Source organism: Acinetobacter sp. YH12131 (genome assembly GCF_013418635.1).
Classification (GTDB): Bacteria; Pseudomonadota; Gammaproteobacteria; order Pseudomonadales; family Moraxellaceae; genus Acinetobacter; species Acinetobacter towneri.
Map to the genome: position 1 here is coordinate 162,901 of NZ_VPBQ01000003.1, position 17,794 is coordinate 180,694.

18 protein-coding genes and 4 tRNA genes are annotated in these 17,794 nt (G+C 43.6%); 9 read left to right on the forward strand and 13 right to left on the reverse strand.

The genetic code is table 11. From position 1 onward, the window contains the following. The first annotated feature begins 4 nt into the window (after positions 1-4). From FTU66_RS03525 to FTU66_RS03545, 5 genes are read left to right on the forward strand one after another with little or no spacing between them, the layout of a single operon-like run. A complete protein-coding gene (locus FTU66_RS03525) occupies positions 5-370 on the forward strand; it encodes a Na+/H+ antiporter subunit C (RefSeq protein WP_180112315.1) in 366 nt (121 codons plus the stop codon). Beyond that, positions 370-2,178, forward strand: coding sequence for a monovalent cation/H+ antiporter subunit D (locus FTU66_RS03530; RefSeq protein WP_180112316.1), 1,809 nt, complete (start codon positions 370-372; stop codon positions 2,176-2,178). The genes FTU66_RS03525 and FTU66_RS03530 overlap by 1 nt, the downstream gene beginning before the upstream one ends. A gap of 2 nt (positions 2,179-2,180) precedes the next feature. After that, positions 2,181-2,714 (forward strand): Na+/H+ antiporter subunit E, encoded by a 534-nt coding sequence (locus tag FTU66_RS03535; RefSeq protein ID WP_168525195.1) that lies wholly within the window; start codon positions 2,181-2,183, stop codon positions 2,712-2,714. Then, positions 2,711-2,986 (forward strand): monovalent cation/H+ antiporter subunit F, encoded by a 276-nt coding sequence (locus tag FTU66_RS03540; protein ID WP_104852958.1) that lies wholly within the window; start codon positions 2,711-2,713, stop codon positions 2,984-2,986. The genes FTU66_RS03535 and FTU66_RS03540 overlap by 4 nt, the downstream gene beginning before the upstream one ends. An 11-nt stretch (positions 2,987-2,997) precedes the next feature. Continuing rightward, positions 2,998-3,396 (forward strand): Na+/H+ antiporter subunit G, encoded by a 399-nt coding sequence (locus FTU66_RS03545; RefSeq protein WP_168417576.1) that lies wholly within the window; start codon positions 2,998-3,000, stop codon positions 3,394-3,396. A 78-nt stretch (positions 3,397-3,474) separates the two neighbouring features. Here FTU66_RS03545 and FTU66_RS03550 read toward each other — a convergent pair whose 3' ends face one another. The 10 genes from FTU66_RS03550 to tpiA all read right to left on the reverse strand — a co-directional run bounded on the left by FTU66_RS03550 (position 3,475) and on the right by tpiA (position 10,743). Next, entirely contained in the window at positions 3,475-3,879 is a 405-nt protein-coding gene (locus FTU66_RS03550) for a ribosome-binding factor A (protein WP_168417577.1), read from the reverse strand. Then, positions 3,879-6,602: a translation initiation factor IF-2 gene (gene infB, locus FTU66_RS03555; protein ID WP_180112317.1), complete on the reverse strand. Its 2,724-nt coding sequence runs from the start codon at positions 6,600-6,602 to the stop codon at positions 3,879-3,881. Before infB ends, FTU66_RS03550 begins: the two co-directional genes overlap by 1 nt. A gap of 10 nt (positions 6,603-6,612) precedes the next feature. Then, positions 6,613-8,097, reverse strand: a complete 1,485-nt coding sequence (gene nusA, locus FTU66_RS03560; RefSeq protein WP_180112318.1) for a transcription termination factor NusA — start codon at positions 8,095-8,097, stop codon at positions 6,613-6,615. A gap of 35 nt (positions 8,098-8,132) precedes the next feature. Next, positions 8,133-8,657 (reverse strand): ribosome maturation factor RimP, encoded by a 525-nt coding sequence (rimP, locus tag FTU66_RS03565; protein ID WP_180112319.1) that lies wholly within the window; start codon positions 8,655-8,657, stop codon positions 8,133-8,135. Positions 8,658-8,979: 322 nt separating this feature from the next. Next, positions 8,980-9,056: transfer RNA gene (locus FTU66_RS03570), tRNA-Met, on the reverse strand. 134 nt (positions 9,057-9,190) lie between these two features. Next, positions 9,191-9,267, reverse strand: a tRNA-Met gene (locus FTU66_RS03575). A 77-nt stretch (positions 9,268-9,344) separates the two neighbouring features. Next, positions 9,345-9,421: transfer RNA gene (locus FTU66_RS03580), tRNA-Met, on the reverse strand. A 49-nt stretch (positions 9,422-9,470) separates the two neighbouring features. Then, positions 9,471-9,555: transfer RNA gene (locus FTU66_RS03585), tRNA-Leu, on the reverse strand. Positions 9,556-9,608: 53 nt separating this feature from the next. Then, positions 9,609-9,938: a preprotein translocase subunit SecG gene (gene secG, locus FTU66_RS03590; RefSeq protein WP_004975868.1), complete on the reverse strand. Its 330-nt coding sequence runs from the start codon at positions 9,936-9,938 to the stop codon at positions 9,609-9,611. 13 nt (positions 9,939-9,951) lie between these two features. Beyond that, positions 9,952-10,743 (reverse strand): triose-phosphate isomerase, encoded by a 792-nt coding sequence (gene tpiA, locus FTU66_RS03595; protein WP_180112320.1) that lies wholly within the window; start codon positions 10,741-10,743, stop codon positions 9,952-9,954. Between the two features lie 277 nt (positions 10,744-11,020). Here tpiA and pilB point away from each other — a divergent pair, with 277 nt between their 5' ends. From pilB to coaE, 4 genes are read left to right on the forward strand one after another with little or no spacing between them, the layout of a single operon-like run. After that, positions 11,021-12,733 carry a type IV-A pilus assembly ATPase PilB gene (gene pilB / locus FTU66_RS03600; RefSeq protein ID WP_180112321.1) on the forward strand — a complete coding sequence of 571 codons (1,713 nt, stop codon included), beginning with the start codon at positions 11,021-11,023 and terminating at the stop codon, positions 12,731-12,733. Between the two features lie 30 nt (positions 12,734-12,763). Then, positions 12,764-13,990 carry a type II secretion system F family protein gene (locus tag FTU66_RS03605; RefSeq protein ID WP_179997302.1) on the forward strand — a complete coding sequence of 409 codons (1,227 nt, stop codon included), beginning with the start codon at positions 12,764-12,766 and terminating at the stop codon, positions 13,988-13,990. Continuing rightward, positions 13,990-14,850: an A24 family peptidase gene (locus FTU66_RS03610; protein WP_180111239.1), complete on the forward strand. Its 861-nt coding sequence runs from the start codon at positions 13,990-13,992 to the stop codon at positions 14,848-14,850. Before FTU66_RS03605 ends, FTU66_RS03610 begins: the two co-directional genes overlap by 1 nt. Positions 14,851-14,859: 9 nt before the next feature. Further along, the gene (coaE, locus tag FTU66_RS03615; RefSeq protein WP_179997300.1) at positions 14,860-15,459 is read left to right on the forward strand and encodes a dephospho-CoA kinase; all 600 of its coding nucleotides are present in this window, start codon (positions 14,860-14,862) and stop codon (positions 15,457-15,459) included. Positions 15,460-15,464: 5 nt separating this feature from the next. On the opposite strand, the gene FTU66_RS03620 is transcribed toward coaE, so the two are convergent. The 3 genes from FTU66_RS03620 to FTU66_RS03630 all read right to left on the reverse strand — a co-directional run bounded on the left by FTU66_RS03620 (position 15,465) and on the right by FTU66_RS03630 (position 17,699). After that, positions 15,465-16,394 (reverse strand): DMT family transporter, encoded by a 930-nt coding sequence (locus FTU66_RS03620; RefSeq protein ID WP_004975858.1) that lies wholly within the window; start codon positions 16,392-16,394, stop codon positions 15,465-15,467. A gap of 43 nt (positions 16,395-16,437) precedes the next feature. Further along, on the reverse strand, positions 16,438-17,187 hold the full coding sequence (gene rlmB / locus FTU66_RS03625) for a 23S rRNA (guanosine(2251)-2'-O)-methyltransferase RlmB (protein ID WP_004975856.1): 750 nt from the start codon (positions 17,185-17,187) through the stop codon (positions 16,438-16,440). A gap of 188 nt (positions 17,188-17,375) precedes the next feature. Continuing rightward, positions 17,376-17,699 (reverse strand): pyrimidine/purine nucleoside phosphorylase, encoded by a 324-nt coding sequence (locus FTU66_RS03630; RefSeq protein ID WP_004975854.1) that lies wholly within the window; start codon positions 17,697-17,699, stop codon positions 17,376-17,378. Positions 17,700-17,794 lie beyond the last annotated feature (95 nt).

The window sequence follows — 17,794 nt, forward strand, 5'->3', positions numbered from 1 at the left end:
TGCAATGATTAGTCTTGAAATTTTAATTGCGTCTGCCATTGGAATGTTAGTCGCGACAGGCATTTATTTAATTTTACGTGCTCGTACCTTTCCTGTGGTACTGGGCTTGGCCATGATTGGGTATGCGGTCAATATCTTCTTATTCAGTATGGGGCGTATTCAATTAAATGCACCTGCTATTTTGACCGAAGCCAGTAAAACCAGTGACCCACTCCCACAAGCTTTGGTTTTAACAGCCATTGTCATTGGTTTTGCTACCACTGCCTTTATTGTGCAATTGGCACTGCGCAGTCGCTATGAAACCGGTAGTGACCATGTCGATGCCAAAGAAGAATACCCGCTGCTAGATCCACGTGAGGATGAGCCATAATGACTGATTTCCTCCAATTTTGGACCCAGCACTCGCCTATTTTTAGCATTCTAATTCCAACCTTTACCGCATTTATTTTAGTGCTGTTGGGTAACCCGGGGTTTGGTTCACTCGCACGTGACTGGCGTCAGCCGTGGCGTCGTGGTATCAGCTATCTTTCGGCTACACTTGGTTTAATCACTGCCATCAGCTACCTGATTCAAGTCAGTAGCGGACAAATTATTATTTATAATTTGAGTGAATGGGCAGCACCGTTTGGCATTATTTTAGTGCTGGATCAATTGTCGGCTTTAATGCTAGTCCTGACGTATGCCCTAGCCTTGCCATTGCTGTGGTTCTCCAGCAAAAAATGGGATGAACGTGGTCGCTATTTCCACACCATGGTGCATTTCCTACTCATGGGCCTCTGTGGTGCCTTCCTCACAGGTGACTTATTCAACCTGTTCGTTTTCTTTGAAGTGTTATTGCTAGCCTCTTATGTCCTGTTATTACACGGACAAGGTAAAGCACGTTTTCAGCTCGGGATTCACTACGTCACCATCAACCTGCTGGCATCTGCCCTATTCCTGATTGGTTTAGGCATGATTTACGGCAGTGTGGGCAGCCTGAATATGGCTGATGTTGCTCGTCTCATCCCGCTGTTAGATGCCGATGCTCACAAAATTGCCGTTGCAGGTGGGTTACTGTTATTTGTAGTGTTTGGTATTAAAGCCGCCATGTTGCCTGTAGGTTTCTGGTTACCTAAAACCTATGCCGTGGCTACGACCCCTGTAGCAGCTTTGTTCACCATCATGACCAAAGTCGGTGTTTATGCGATTTTACGGGTCAACGGTACTGTATTTGATGATGCGCTCAGCCATAAAATTCTACAAAACTGGCTGCTGCCAATTGGTCTCATTACCTCTCTCTATGGGGTCATTGGCGCCATTGGTGCAGAACGTCTGCGCCGTTTTGTTGGTTTTATGGTGCTGTCTTCAATTGGCACCATTTTGATTGCCATTTCCATGATGAACACGCAGGCTTGGTCTGCCGCACTGTATTATTTGGTACACAGTACGCTCATTGCTGCTGCGTTCTATCTGCTCTGCGGTTGGATTACTTCACAACGTGGACAATTCAAAGATCATTTCACCATCGCACCACAAATGAAACAGCATAAAGTGGTTGCATTAACATACTTTATCATTGCTTTAATGATGGCAGGCTTACCACCGTTTAGCGGCTTTTTGGGTAAAGTCTTTATCTTACAAGCCACGGCCAATGTCCCTTATCAAGGCTGGATTATTGGCATCATTTTATTGGTCAGTTTGCTGAGTATTATTGCCTTTACTCGTGTTGGTTTTATTCTGTTCTGGCGTGCAACCAAACCTGAAGATGACATTCAAGCTGAAGCTTACCATGAGTACCAAGCACTGCCTGCTATTGCACCACCACGTAATGACCGTGTGATTTACTTTTTATTGGCAGGCTTGATGCTGTATGTAGTATTTGCCAACCCAATTCAGCACTATATGGCCAGTACAGCCCAGCAAATTCAGAATAATGCGGCCTATGAAGCCATTATTTTGAAAAAAGACCGTGCGGGTAATGTGATTAGCGTACAACCTTATGACCCGCTATATTTACCTGAAACCAAATATGGTGGAGAAAGTCTGGATGCTAATGCACACTTAATTCCATACGTGATTCACCCGAACACTTTGGAAGGTGAACATATTTCTGACTATAAGCAACGTCAGATTCAACAGCAAAATCGACAGGAAGCACAGCAACCTAGTGATACTCAACTCAAACCTGCGGAGCCTTAAACATGCAAAAAACGAGACAAAAAACTTCGTTTTGGGACAGGTTGCTCCCCCACCCCTTTGTTTCAGTGTTGGTCGCACTGAGCTGGCTAATGTTGGCGCATAGTATCTCTGCAGGCAATTTGTTGATGGCTTTGGTTTTGGCTTTACTAATTCCAAAATTGATTCAGCCTTTTATTGCTCGCACGCCCGATATCAAATGGACTGCAGCCATTCACCTATTTTTTGTGGTGCTCTGGGACATTATTATTTCCAATGTACGTGTCGCAAAACTGGTACTTGGCCCGACAGACCGAATGCAGCCAAAATGGTTCCGTGTCCCACTGGAAACGCAACATGAGCAAGTTAACAGTATTCTGGCAATGATCATCACCACAACTCCTGGTACTGTTACCGCAGGTATTGATCAAGATCGTGGTGATATTTTGGTACATGCCCTGAGCACTGAAGATGAAAATGTGGATATTCAGGACATTAAAAACCGTTATGAAAAACCATTAATTGAAATTTTTGGTGCACAAACAGGAGAGAAGGTATGAGCATCCTACCCTATGCCCTTGGGATTTGTATGATTGCGATCACCATCTCAATGTTAATGTGCTTGTTCCGCCTGATTCTTGGCCCTTCAATTGTAGACCGCTTGTTGGCATTAGATACCCTGTTTTTAAACGCAACCTGCTTGGTGGTGGTATTGGGCATTTATTGGAGCAGTACCTCATTATTTGAAGGCGCTTTATTGGTGGCGATGTTGGGCTTTGTATCAACAGCTGCTCTGGCGCGCTACTTTACTAGTGGCCACGTGATTGATTAAGGAGAATACACATGCAATTACTCATGGAAATTTCGGTGTCATTCTTTTTAATTATTGGGGCGTTTTTTATGCTAGTCGGCGGCATTGGCATGGTGCGTCTGCCTGACTTATTCATGCGCTTACATGCACCAACCAAGTCCAGTACTTTAGGATTAGGGAGCTTTTTAATTGCCGCAATTATTTATGCAGCATTTGAAGGTCGCTTTGGTTTTGCTGAAGTGTTAATTACCCTATTTGCGTTTATTACTGCGCCTGTTTCAGCCAATTTAATGGCGCAAGCAGCACTACATTTACGCTTACGTTCAATGAGTGGTAATGTACCTGAAACCTTAGAGCGTCCGTTGCCATGGCAACGCCAACGTCGCAACTTGCGTCGTTATGAAAAAAAGTCTAATGATGATTTGATGTAATACTGAACTTTCATTATTTTCTAACCATAAAAAATGCCACCCTGAGGTGGCATTTTTATTTAGAATTTCTCGATCCGATTATTCATCATCTTGCTTAGGTTCTGCAGGTGGCAAATCTTTGACTGCTTCTGCAATTAAACCAAACATATAGTTACCATAGGCATTGGTTTTGTCGTAGTGGAAACGCAAACGTGGAGTAATGCGTGTTTTAATACGACGGCTCAGCTCATGGCGCAAGAAACCTGACGCCTTGTTTAATACATCTAATGTTTCTTTGTTTGCCGCTTCGCTTTGCTCATCGCCTAATTCACGTCCCATTACGGTTACGTACACTTCGGCATATCCTAAGTCTGGGCTCACCTTCACCGCAGAGATGGTCACAAGACCACCTAAGCGTGGATCTTTCAGCTCTTGGCGAATCAATTCAGACAGCTCACGCTGTACTGAATCGGCCATACGCTTCAGACGTTGACTACCCGCCATTAAAGACTCCGTTTGATCAATTGAACATCGTACACTTCAATCTTGTCGAGTGCTTTGATGTCTTTATAGCCTTTAACTGCAAGACCACATTCCATACCAGCGCGAACTTCTTCCACCACGTCTTTATAGCGACGAAGTGATTCAAGCTCACCTTGGAATACCACCACGTCATCACGTAAAACGCGAATCGGTTTGTTACGGTGAAGTACGCCTTCCAGTACCATACAACCTGCTGCTGCACCGAATTTACTTGAGTGGAACACTTCACGTACTTCAGCAACACCCAGAATCGTTTCACGGTGTTCTGGTGCAAGCTTACCGCTCATCGCATCTTTCACATCATCAATTAATTGATAGATGATTGAGTAGTAACGAATATCGATACCATCTGCATCTGCTTTTTGACGTGCAGTATTGTCCGCACGTACGTTAAAGCCAAGTAATACCGCTTCAGAAGATTCTGCCAATGTCACGTCAGATTCAGTGATTGCCCCTACACCTGAACCAATCACACGAACACGTACTTCATCGGTAGACAATTCGCCTAACGCTACGATCAAGGCTTCTAAAGTACCACGTACATCTGTTTTCAATACCACATTGACAAATGGTACGTCTTTTTTGCCCATTGATGCCATGATGTTTTCAAGACGCATTGCGCTTTGACGTTCAAGACGTTTTTGACGCTCACGATCCATACGTGCATCTGCAACTTCACGGGCTTTCTTCTCGTCATTCACAACAAGAACTTCGTCACCCGCCATTGGCGCTTCAGGTAAACCTAAAATTTCAACTGGAATTGAAGGGCCTGCAGATTTAATGCGTTTACCATTTTCATCCGTCATGGCACGTACACGGCCATAAGATGAACCAGCAAGTACTAAGTCACCCACATTCAAGGTACCGTTTTGTACCAGAATAGAAGTCACTGCACCACGACCTTTATCGACACGTGCTTCAATTACCACACCTTGCGCCGCACCTTCTTCAGATGCTTTCAATTCCATCATTTCTGCTTGAATTGAAATTAAGTCAAGAAGTTCATCAATACCTTGACCTGAATGCGCCGAAACCATTGCAACAGGTACGTCACCGCCCCATTGTTCAGGTACGATTTCTTTGGTGGTCAATTCATTCAATACGCGGTCTGGATCAGCCGATTCTTTGTCCATTTTGTTAATGGCAACAATAATTGGCGTACCCGCTGCACGCGCATGGTCAATGGCTTCTGCAGTTTGTGGCATCACACCATCATCTGCCGCAACGACCAATACCACGATATCTGTCGCTTTCGCACCACGTGAACGCATTGCAGTAAACGCTGCGTGTCCCGGTGTATCTAAGAAGGTGATAATGCCTTTATCGGTTTGTACGTGGTATGCACCAATGTGCTGGGTAATACCACCCGCTTCGCCTGCAGCCACTTTGGCACGACGAATACGGTCAAGTAATGATGTCTTACCATGGTCAACGTGACCCATAATTGTTACAACAGGTGGACGAGTCGTTTGAACACCACGTGCCTCTTCTGCTGCTTCAAGTAAGTTATCTTCGGCTTGAGTATCTGAAACCAATACTGGGTTATGGCCCATTTCTTCAACTACAAGTGCCGCGACTTCCTGCTCAATCGCTTGGTTTTGCGTTACAAGTTCACCCATTTTCATAAGTGACTTAATTACTTCACGCACCTTAATGGCCATTTTTGCTGCAAGATCAGCGACAACAATGGTTGCACCAATTTCAACATCATAAACTTGTTTTTTAACTGGTTTTTCAAAGCCGTGCTTATTCGCTTGACTAGTTTTTAAACCACGTTTATGCGGGTTTTGGCTAAACGATTGCTCTTCTTGACCACGACGGCCACCTTTTTTCTGTGAACGTGTATTGGTAGTATTGGTACCACGTTTGATTTCGCGGTCTTCTTTCGCGAATGAATCTTCATACGCTTGACCAACCAAACCAGCGGCCAATGGAGAATCATCTACTACGCGAATAGTTGCAGTAGCATCTTCATTTGAATATTTAGATGCCATCTGACGCATTTGTTCAAGCGTACGTTGCTGCGCTTCTTCAGCTGCCTTACGACGTGCTGCTTCTTCAGTCGCTTTCAACTGTGCCGCTTGTGCTTCACGCGCTTTCTTCTGTTCAGGTGTTTCAGTCACCTTCACCGCTTGCTTCACAATTGGCTTGTTGGTTGACTTACGTTTCACCACAACCGCAGCTTTAGCCACTTCTTGCTTCGCTGTTTCTTGTTTTGCTGCTGCACGCATTGCATCTAAAGCTTGTTTTGCTTTTGCTGCACCTGCTTGCGGCGCATCAGCTTTTGCTTGTACTTTTGCAGTCGCTTGTGATTGCTGTTCCGCACGAGCTTTTTCAGCTGCTTCAGCCTGTGCTTTTGCCAGTGCTTCCGCTTTAATTTGTTCAGGGTCTGGCTTTACAAATGTATGTTTCTTACGAACTTCTACATTAATCGTTTTCGCCTTGCCCGAAGTACTTGCCACTTTAGCCGTACTGGTGGTTTTACGTTTCAACGTGATTTGTCCTGCATTACCCTCTTGACCGTGAACCTTTTTCAAGTGGTTCACTAGGGTATTTTGTTGTTCAGTGGAAATAATATCGTCAGCCTTACGCTGTGGTAAACCTGCGTCACGAACCTGTTCCAGGAGCTTCTCAACTGGACGACCTACACTGAGCGCTAACTCTTTAATCGACTTGTCCGTCATACATTACCTCCTAGTTAAACCATGATTCGCGCGCTTTCATAATCAATTGACCCGCTTTATCTGAACCTAAACCTTCAATATCTTCGATATCGTCAGTTGCTTGGTCAGCTAAATCATCAACTGTGATGACACCACGAGCGGCAAGCGCATAAGCGATCTCTTGTGTCATGCCTTCCATTGCCAGAAGTTCGTCACTCGGATCTTGAATATTTTCTTGCTGTTGCAATGCATCTGCCAATGCCACTTCTTTGGCACGGCTTTGTAGCATTTCAACGATTTCTTCATCTAAATCAATTTCGTCAAATGTTTCCGCAGGAACATACGCAATTTCTTCTAATGAAGTGAAGCCCATTTCAACCAAAGCCATTGCCAAGTCTTCAGCAATGTCTAAACGTGAAACAAATAAATCTAAGTACTGTTGTGCTTCGTTTTGCTGACGTGCGTGATACTCTTCTTCAAGCATCATATTCAGCTTATAACCTGTAAGTTCAGACGCTAAACGTACGTTTTGACCTTGTGAACCAATTGCACGTGCCAACTGATCACTGGTTGCAAAAATAATGTCAGCCGTACGTTCTTCTTCATCAATCACAATACCCGATACATCGGCAGGCTCTAAAGCGCTGGCAATATATTGAGCTGGATCATCAGACCATACCACGACGTCAATACGCTCACCATTCAACTCTTGTTGTACTGCTTGGATACGTGTACCACGCATACCAATACATGCACCTACAGGGTCAATACGATGGTCGTTGGTTTTTACGGCAATTTTTGCACGTACACCCGGCTGACGCGCTGCTGCTTTAATTTCGATGATTTCTTCAGAAATTTCTGGAATTTCTTTCTTCATCAAAGCAATCAGCATTTCAGGCTTAGCACGTGACAACAATAATTGTGCACCACGACCTTCACGGTTTACGTTGTACAAAATTGCATTCACACGTTGCTTAGGACGCAAAATTTCTTTGGCAATCATTTCTTCACGTGCCAAATACGCTTCTGCGTTATCGCCTAAATCAATAATAAAACCATCTTTAGTTTGCTTTTTCACTTCACCGTAAATCAGCTCGCCTACTTTGGCTTCATAAGCATCTGCAACCAATGCGCGTTCTGCTTCACGAATTTTTTGCACAATCACTTGCTTGGCAATTTGCGCAGCAATACGACCGAAGTCAATTGACTCAACTTCAAGTTCGCGAATATCGCCAATTGACCACTTTGCAGGGTCTACATCAGAAATTGCATCTTGGCATGCAGGCATTTCATGATCTTCATCTGCCACCACTTCCCACTGACGGAAAGTGCTGTAGTCACCTGTTTTACGATCAATTTCCACACGTAAACGTGCTTCTTCTGAGTTTGTGCCTTCGTAGAATTTCTTTTTCGTCGCAGCAACAAGAGCCTGTTCAAGCGCCTCAAAAATTGCCTCACGACTTACACCTTTTTCGTTACTAACCGTTTCAACGACGGTAAGAATTTCACGTGCCATAAGTCACCTATTCGTTCAGATTCTTATTAATTTGATTAATCTTGGTAAATCAGGTTTGCTTTATCAATATTGTGACTGTCAATCTCCAATACCTGCTGTTTTTCCACTTCGACCTGAATGGTTTCATTTTCCAGATCTACAGCAACCAATTTCGCTTGAAATTTACGACGGTTTTCTACAGCACTGATTAAACGTAACGCAATGGTTTGCCCAATATATGCAGGCAATTGCTCTAATTGGAAAAATGGACGATCCCAACCCGGAGAGGATACTTCAAGTGCATATTCACCTGAAATTGGATCATGCACATCAAGCATTGCACCAACTTGCTGGGTTACACGTACACAATCTTGCACACCAATACCACGACCTTGCTCTAATTCGCCATCTTCATTTAAGACAGGTTCTGCATTTTCATCGACAGTTTTGTCGATATAAATACGTAACAAAGAACGCTTACCTTGTGGAATAAACTCGATTCCCCAAAGATCCACATCACATGCTTGCACTGCTGGCGCAATTAAGTCCTGAAGTGCTTGAGTTTTATTTGATAGCTTCATTTACTCTCGTCATTCTGCTGCGGTTCAATGGTCTTATTTGACCACTACACATTCATACAAACTATAGTAGTAGTGAAACATGACACTTTGACTTTAGGCCGCGCACGGCTTGTATCGACACTACACGATAGCCAATAAAAAAGGGCGTAATCGCCCCTATTCTTGCACAGTAAAACCAATATCCACTGTGCAAAAAGGCCCACCTAGTTGTGAGCCTCTTTAGAAACTTGGTTGCGGGGATTAGACTAAATCTAACCATCTTTGCTAGTTTATTATGCTGAATTCAATCAACTAAAACTAACGTACCACACCATTAGAAACTTGGTAGCGGGAGCTGGATTTGAACCAACGACCTTCGGGTTATGAGCCCGACGAGCTACCAGACTGCTCCATCCCGCATCAACGTGCAAAAATTATATACAAATATGAATAAGTTTTCAATCAAACTTAGCATTTTTGCCTGACTTAAGTTGCACCTTAGTCAGTATAAATCGTAAAACTCATATTAGAGCATAATCACACTTTTAAAATATTGGTAGCGGGAGCTGGATTTGAACCAACGACCTTCGGGTTATGAGCCCGACGAGCTACCAGACTGCTCCATCCCGCAACAACATGTAAATACTTATCTCAACCTAAAATAATTTAAGTTGCCTACGCTTAATTCACGATAAGCTTAGGATTGATTGGTAGCGGGAGCTGGATTTGAACCAACGACCTTCGGGTTATGAGCCCGACGAGCTACCAGACTGCTCCATCCCGCATCAACAGATTTGCTGCTTAACACCAACTTATGTTTTCTGGATTATAAGTTGGTGCGGAAGGGGGGACTTGAACCCCCACGCCCGAAAGCACTACCACCTCAAGGTAGCGTGTCTACCAATTCCACCACCACCGCAGCTGTGACGCATTCTAGTCGCATCATGCGAAAAAAGAAAGTGCTAAATAAAATTATTCAGCGCTTTTAGGCGCAGTTGGTGAAGTTTCAGGCGATACTGGCTGTGCAGGTGCAGTCGTTTGTACAGTCTGCAAACTATATGCACCTGTGGTTTGTTTCTTGGCAAACACCGCTAAAGTTAAACTGGTTGCAAAAAACAATGCTGTTAAAATTGCCGTTAAACGGGTTAAAAAGTTACCTGAGCCTGACGCACCAAATACGGTTGCCGCACCACCGCCACCAAAAGAAGCGCCCGCATCTGCACCTTTACCATGTTGAACCAAAATTAGTCCAATCATTAAAATGGCCAAGATAATATGTACTACCAGCACAAATGTTTGCATGCTGAACTCCTCATTATTGTGTATTTGCAAAGGCTTGTGCAATGTGATGGAACGATGCTGCATTCAGTGATGCACCACCCACCAAGGCACCATTAATGTCTGGGCAAGCTGCTAACTCTACGGCATTTTCTGGTTTTACACTACCACCATATAAAATCGGTAAAGTCACGGCAAAACTAGTTATTTGGCTTAAACCTTCACGAATTTTAGCATGCATGGCTTGAGCATCTTCAGGAGATGCTGTTTTACCCGTACCAATAGCCCAAATTGGCTCATAAGCAATTACAATTTTCTGCCATTGTTCTGCTTCAACCACTGCAGCGATATCACAAATTTGCTGTAATACCACCTGCTCTGCCTGACCATTTTCACGCTGTTCCAAACTTTCGCCAACGCAGTAAATAACAGTCAACCCCGCCTGCAAGGCATTTTTTACTTTTTCATTCAAAATGGCTGGTGTTTCTGCAAACAGCTCGCGGCGTTCAGAATGTCCGACCAACACATATTCAACCTGGCTATCTTTAAGTAATTCTGCACTCACCTCACCCGTGTAAGCCCCCAAGCCTGCAATACGTGAAATGTCTTGCGCTACGGTATAAACAGGACGCACTGCATCAGCCAATGCCTCCTGCGTTTGCGCTAATGCCAGCATTACAGGGGCAACACCTAAATGACACTTTTCAGCATCTACAGGACTTTCTTGTAATAATGTTTTAAATTCAGAAATAAGTTGCTGAGCGTCGGCATGCATCGGATTCATCTTCCAATTGCCAACCACCCAAGGCTTAATCGTCGTAGCCGACATAGAATAACCTACAAAAACAATTCATTTAATCGCGCACATTCTACACGCAAATCACATTTCTGCTGAGTTTTTTGTGCAAGCTTTGCATCCAAGCTCAGCATGAAGTATCTTTTCAGGGCAAGACTTACAATTTTTTTAACAGATTAATGTAACTGGTTCATGCTTTTAAGCGATACTTAGGTGGTGACAGCACTTTCAGATATGGTATTTTTATGCAACAAAAGTATAATTTTACGATACCAATTATAAACAATCTTAAATTTGAGGACGTTGGGGAATGTCAGTACAACAAGCTACACCTAGATTCACAGGTTTTATTCGGCGTTTGGTCGAAGATGGGCTCGTTTCTGCTGAAAACATGCAAACTGCGATTACCTCTGCACAAAAAGAAAAAATTGACATTGTTCCCTATCTCATTCAGAACCTGAATATTTCACCTTTGCTGATTGCTGAAAAAATTTCCAATGAATTTGGTGAACCTATTTTTGACTTAGGTGTCTATGATTCCGCTTTGATTGTGCGTGAAGGCATCGATGAAAAGCTGTTCAGCAAATATTGCCTACTGCCTATTTTTAAACGTAATAATTTACTTTACGTTGCGACCAGTAACCCAACCAATATCGAAGCGATGGATGCGATTCGTTTCAACAGTAAAATGAATGTTGAAGCAATTGTGGTTGAACATGACAAACTGGCCAAACTGATTGAGCAGAACTTCGCAGGTGAATCTGCTTTTGAGTTTGAAGATGATGACTTTGAACTCAACTTTGACGAAGGCGACAACGAACAAGAACAAGCCACAGAAGATGAGCCACAGGGCGATGAATCCCCTATCGTCAAATACATCAACAAATTACTAATTGATGCAATTCGTATGGGGGCCTCGGACTTACACTTTGAACCGTATGAAAAAACCTATCGCGTGCGTTACCGTGTCGATGGGGTGTTACGTCAAATTGCCACGCCACCATTACAGTTAGCCAATCGTATGGCATCGCGCTTGAAAGTCATGTCGCAAATGGATATTTCTGAAAAACGTGTGCCGCAAGATGGTCGTATTAAACTTAAACTGTCTAAAAATAAATCCATCGACTTCCGTGTCAACTCATTACCGACTTTGTTCGGTGAAAAAATTGTACTGCGTATTTTAGATCCATCAAGCGCCATGCTTGGAATTGATGCCTTGGGTTATGAGCCTGAACAAAAAGCTTTGTTTATGGAAGCTCTGGACAAACCGCAAGGTATGTTACTGATCACAGGTCCAACAGGTTCGGGTAAAACGGTATCGCTCTATACAGGTTTAAACATTCTAAACCGAGAAGACACCAACATTTCCACTGCCGAAGACCCTGTAGAAATTAACCTTGAAGGGATCAATCAGGTTAACGTCAACAACAAAGTTGGTCTAACCTTTGCTGCAGCACTGAAATCATTCTTACGTCAAGACCCTGACATTGTCATGGTGGGTGAGATTCGTGACTTAGAAACAGCAGAAATTGCGATTAAAGCGGCCCAAACAGGTCACATGGTGATGTCAACACTGCATACCAACAGTGCACCAGAAACTTTAACCCGTTTACGCAACATGGGAGTACCGTCCTTTAACATTGCAACTTCAGTCAATATGGTGATTGCACAGCGTTTGGCACGACGCCTATGCTCGCATTGCAAAACACCATCTGATATTCCAAAACAAAGCTTATTGGAAATGGGTTTTACAGAAGCCGACTTGAACAATCCAAAGTTTCAGGTCTACCAACCAGTAGGCTGTGCTGAATGTCGTGAAGGCTACAAAGGACGTGTCGGTATTTATGAAGTGATGAAAGTCACACCAGAAATTTCCAAACTTATTATGGAGGATGGTAATGCCATCCAAATTGCTGATGCGTCAGCAAAATCGGGGTTTAACAATCTGCGTCGTTCGGGGTTACTTAAGGTCATGCAGGGGGTGACTTCATTGCAAGAAGTCAATCGTGTGACCAGTGAATAGTTGTAAAATTTAAAATAAGGATAAATACGCATGGCTGTCAAAAAAGCACAGATGATGCCCACCTTCGTTTATGAAGGGATTGACCGCAAAGGGGCTAAGTTAAAAGGGGAAATTCCAGCGCGTAATATGGCTTTAGCAAAGGTCACATTGCGTAAACAAGGGATTACCATCAAGACGATTCGTCAAAAGAAAAAGAATATTCTTGAAGGCTTAATGAAAAAACGGGTGTCGACCTTAGACATCACCATTTTCACGCGTCAGCTTGCCACCATGATGAAAGCAGGTGTGCCTTTGGTACAAAGCTTTGAGATTGTTGCCGAAGGTCTTGAAAACCCCGCCATGCGTGAAGTTGTTTTAGGCATTAAAGGTGAAGTGGAAGGCGGTAATACCTTTGCTGGCGCATTACGTAAATATCCTCAATATTTTGACAATCTGTTCTGCTCTTTGGTTGAATCTGGTGAACAATCGGGTGCACTAGAAACCATGCTGGATCGTGTCGCGATCTATAAAGAAAAGAGTGAGTTACTCAAACAAAAAATTAAAAAAGCCATGAAATACCCTGCAACGGTCATCGTGGTGGCTGTGATTGTGACCATTATTTTGATGGTAAAAGTTGTACCTGTATTTGAAGAGTTGTTTAGCTCTTTTGGTGCAGACTTGCCTGCCTTCACTAAAATGGTGGTCAACATGTCACAATGGATGCAGAAATACTGGTTTATTCTGATTATTGTGATTGGGGTCATGATTGCAGGTTTCTTGGAAACTAAAAAACGCAGTAAAAAATTCCGTGACTTCTTAGACAAAGCGGCACTGAAAGCGCCTATTTTTGGTGACTTGGTCTATAAAGCCATTATCGCGCGTTATAGCCGTACTTTAGCCACTACTTTTGCTGCTGGTGTACCCTTAATTGATGCTTTGGAATCGACCGCTGGGGCAACCAATAACGTGGTCTATGAAGAAGCGGTGATGAAAATCCGTGATGATGTCGCGACAGGACAGCAGCTACAATTCGCCATGCGTGTCACCAATAAATTCCCTTCTATGGCGGTGCAAATGGTAGCCATTGGTGAAGAATCAGGTGCGCTAGATGCCATGCTAGATAAAGTCGCAACCCACTATGAAAACGAAGTCGACAACGCAGTAGATGGCTTAACCTCAATGATGGAGCCGTTGATTATGTCTGTCTTGGGTATTTTAGTGGGTGGTTTAGTTGTCGCCATGTACCTTCCAATCTTCCAAATGGGTTCTGTGGTTTAATGCAAGAATTAATCGCGTACTTTATCCAAAATCCAACTGCGCTCTATATCGCAGTTGGACTTTTTAGTTTATGTATTGGCAGTTTTTTGAATGTGGTGATTTACCGCACCCCAAAAATGATGGAACAGGAGTGGCGTAATGACTGCCAAATGTTATTACATCCTGAACAAGCCATTATTGATGAAAGTAAAATCACCCTGAGCAAACCTGCATCGACCTGCCCCAAATGTCACAACCCAATTCGTTGGTATCAAAATATTCCTGTGCTGAGTTGGTTGGTATTACGCGGTAAATGTGGCAACTGCCAAAACCTGATCAGCGTACGTTATCCAATGATTGAAGTATTAACCGCTGTTTGCGCCCTGATTGTGCTTGCGGTATTTGGCCCAACTGTACAAATGCTGTTTGGTTTGCTGCTCACTTATACCTTGATTGCACTCACCTTCATTGATTTTGATACACAACTCTTGCCAGACCGTTACACCCTGCCTTTGGCTGCACTGGGTTTGGCAGTCAACAGCTATGCCATCTATACCTCACCGACATCGGCAATTTGGGGTTATGTAATTGGCTTCCTATGTCTATGGGTGGTGTATTACCTGTTTAAAATCGTCACAGGCAAAGAAGGCATGGGCTATGGTGACTTCAAGCTCCTTGCCGCTTTAGGTGCATGGATGGGGCCGATGATGTTACCCCTGATTGTGCTGCTATCTTCCTTAGTTGGGGCGATTATTGGCATTATTCTGTTAAAAGTACGTAAAGAAAATCAACCCTTTGCGTTTGGTCCGTATATCGCCATTGCGGGCTGGATTGCCTTTTTATGGGGCGAGCCAATCATGAAAGTATATTTGGGACAATAAGGACAGCACATGCGTTTTGTTTTGGGTCTAACAGGAGGAATTGGCAGTGGCAAGTCTGCAGCCAGTGCGTGGTTTGAGACCCAAGGCATTGTTGTGGTCGATGCAGATGTGGTTGCACGTGAAGTAGTCGAAAAAGGACAGCCTGCCTTAAAGCAAATTCGACAACACTTTGGCGATTGGGTTTTACTTGAGAATGGTGAGCTTGATCGTCGTGCCTTACGTGAACACATTTTCAAAGAACCAAGTGCACGACAAGCACTTGAAAAAATCACCCACCCTGCAATTCGTGAATCGATTATTCAACAATTAAATGCTGCCAATAGCCCCTACGTGGTTTTGGTTTCACCACTCTTGTTTGAAACCAATCAACATCAATTGACCCAACATACATTATTGATTGATGCTACTGAAGCACTACAAATTCACCGTGCCTCACAACGTGATGGTCAAACGGTTGAGCAAATTCATAAAATTATTCAAGCACAAATGCCACGTGCTGAAAAACAACGCCTAGCCGATGACATTGTGCTAAATGATGGGCATTTAGATCATTTGTATAGCAAACTTGAAGTATTGCATCAGCAGTATTTAAAGCGAGCGATGCAGTAAGCAAATTAATCTGACTGTTGTTTTTGCTGTTCAAGTTGAGCTTTTAAGCTGTCAGGTCGGGCCCACCAACGCCAAGGTTGCAAAGCACCAATCCCCATACCCACCAAGCCACATAAAATTGCTAAACTCAAAGGTTCACCCAATAAAGGGACAGCAAGAATCGCAGCGATAAACGGCGCCAAGGTCACAATACTGCCAGTTTTGAATGCTCCCAAACGCTTAATTGCCTCGACATAGCTAAGTGTTGCGATGATCACCACAAACACTCCATGAAAAATAGTTTGCAGCAATAAATGAATCGGTTCAGGTGTGCTGAGTTGTTTCGGGAAAAACAGTACGTAAATCGGGACATAGACGATTGCCGACCAAATTGCGACACCCGCCATAGCATGCCAAGCGGAAAGCTTCCATTGTCTTAATAAAACCGTAAACACACCCCACCAAATAGCGCTGATAAAAAACAGTCCATCCCCAAGTCCAAAGGCAACACCTGTTTCTTGATACATCAGCGCACTCATACCCGCAATGGCGGTCAGCATAATTACAATACTGATCCATGTATGGCGGTCAAAAGGCACTCGAAATAACATCCAAGCAGCAATGGCGGTACAAACAGGAATACAGCCATTCAAAAAAATGGCAGCATGCGCAGCAGGTACATAATGAAAAGCACTATACGCAGTCAGGCAATAGCCCACTCCACCAATCATTGCCAAAATAAAAGGCTCTTTTTTCCATAAAAATGCCGTATCTTTTTTCCAGATAAGAATCGGCATTAAAATACAAAAAGCCAAAGCAAAGCGTAAGGCGGTAATATCCCAAGCACTGATCTGCCATTGTGCATTCAGCCGAGCAGTTAGGGTAAAACCACCCCAAATGCACATGGTAACAAGCACCAAAGCATAACCTTGCTTTTGGGGAGATAGACGAATCACGGTGTTGAAAGCATCAATAAAATAGCAAATACAAAATCAGCAATTAAGCCTGACGCTGACGACAAGCTTCATACAAGGCCATACCTGTTGCAACACTGACATTCAGACTTTGCAGATTTCCTGCCATTGGAATAAATACGGTTTGATCACATTGTGACTGGGTAATTGGGCGTAAACCTGTATCTTCTGCGCCCATCACCACGCATACTGCTGTGCCTGTAAAGTCAAATTGCTGAATTGGCAAAGCTTTTTCATCCAGCATCGTACCCACCACGCGCACATTAAACTCTTGTTTCAAATGCGCCAAAGTACGTGCCAAATTGGTCACTTGGATAAATTTGACTTTTTCTGCACCACCTGCAGCTACTTTGCGTGCAGTTGGGGTCAAACTTGCTGAACGATCACGCGGCACAATCACGGCAGTAACCCCCATCGCAGCGGCAGTACGGATACACGCACCCAAGTTATGCGGGTCGGTGACTTGGTCGAGCGCCAAAAGTAAAGGCTTGCTATCAGCCTGCAACAAGGCATCCAAGTCTTTTTCATTCAGAGTTGGATGTGGGCGTACTGCAGCCACCACTCCTTGGTGAAAAGGCAAACCTGCCAGTTTTTCCAAGCTGTCACGACTGGCTTTTTGCACACTAATGCCAAATGGTTCGGCAAGTTCTAAAATCTTTTGTAAACGCTGATCATCACGCCCTTTTAAGGTAAAAAGAGTTAAGACGCGCTCTGGCTCAAGCTCCAATAATGACTCCACCGAGTGAACGCCATAATAATATTCAGGTTTTGCCATGAACGACCTCTAATTAATGCACCAATAAACCAGCGAAAACGAAAAATCCTGCAAAGCTGACTTTACAGGATTTCAATAAGATCTAGTTTAACCGATTCGGGTGAAAATTTCTTGATTCAATTCCGCTTGATTGGGTGCTCAAGCAGGAGAAAAATGAAATCTTAATTCAATACCCTATTATCGGCTGATTAGCCTTCTAAGTGGCACACGTAATCGAGCACTTCATCGGTTTCGATGCTGAAACGGCTATTGCCAGGCACATAGAACGATTGACCCGCGCGGAATAATTCACTTTCTTCGCTATCGGCAATTTTGACACGACATTCACCTGAAATAATTTCCATACGTTCAGGTACATGCGTTTCGAAAGTCAAGGCTTGTTCAGTCGGTAAAATTACCCCTAAGGTTTTTTTGGTACCGTCTTCAAATTGCACCGTGTGACTGATGCATTGCCCACCAAAATAGACATTCGACTTTTTCACAACTGATACATGATCAAACTGAGCTGACATGCGTATTCTCCAGGTAACGCGTTTTTATATTTTTGACTGATGTAGTTTAATTCTGTCCTCAGAACTAATCAATCTGTGTTTACAGTGAGCTTTGC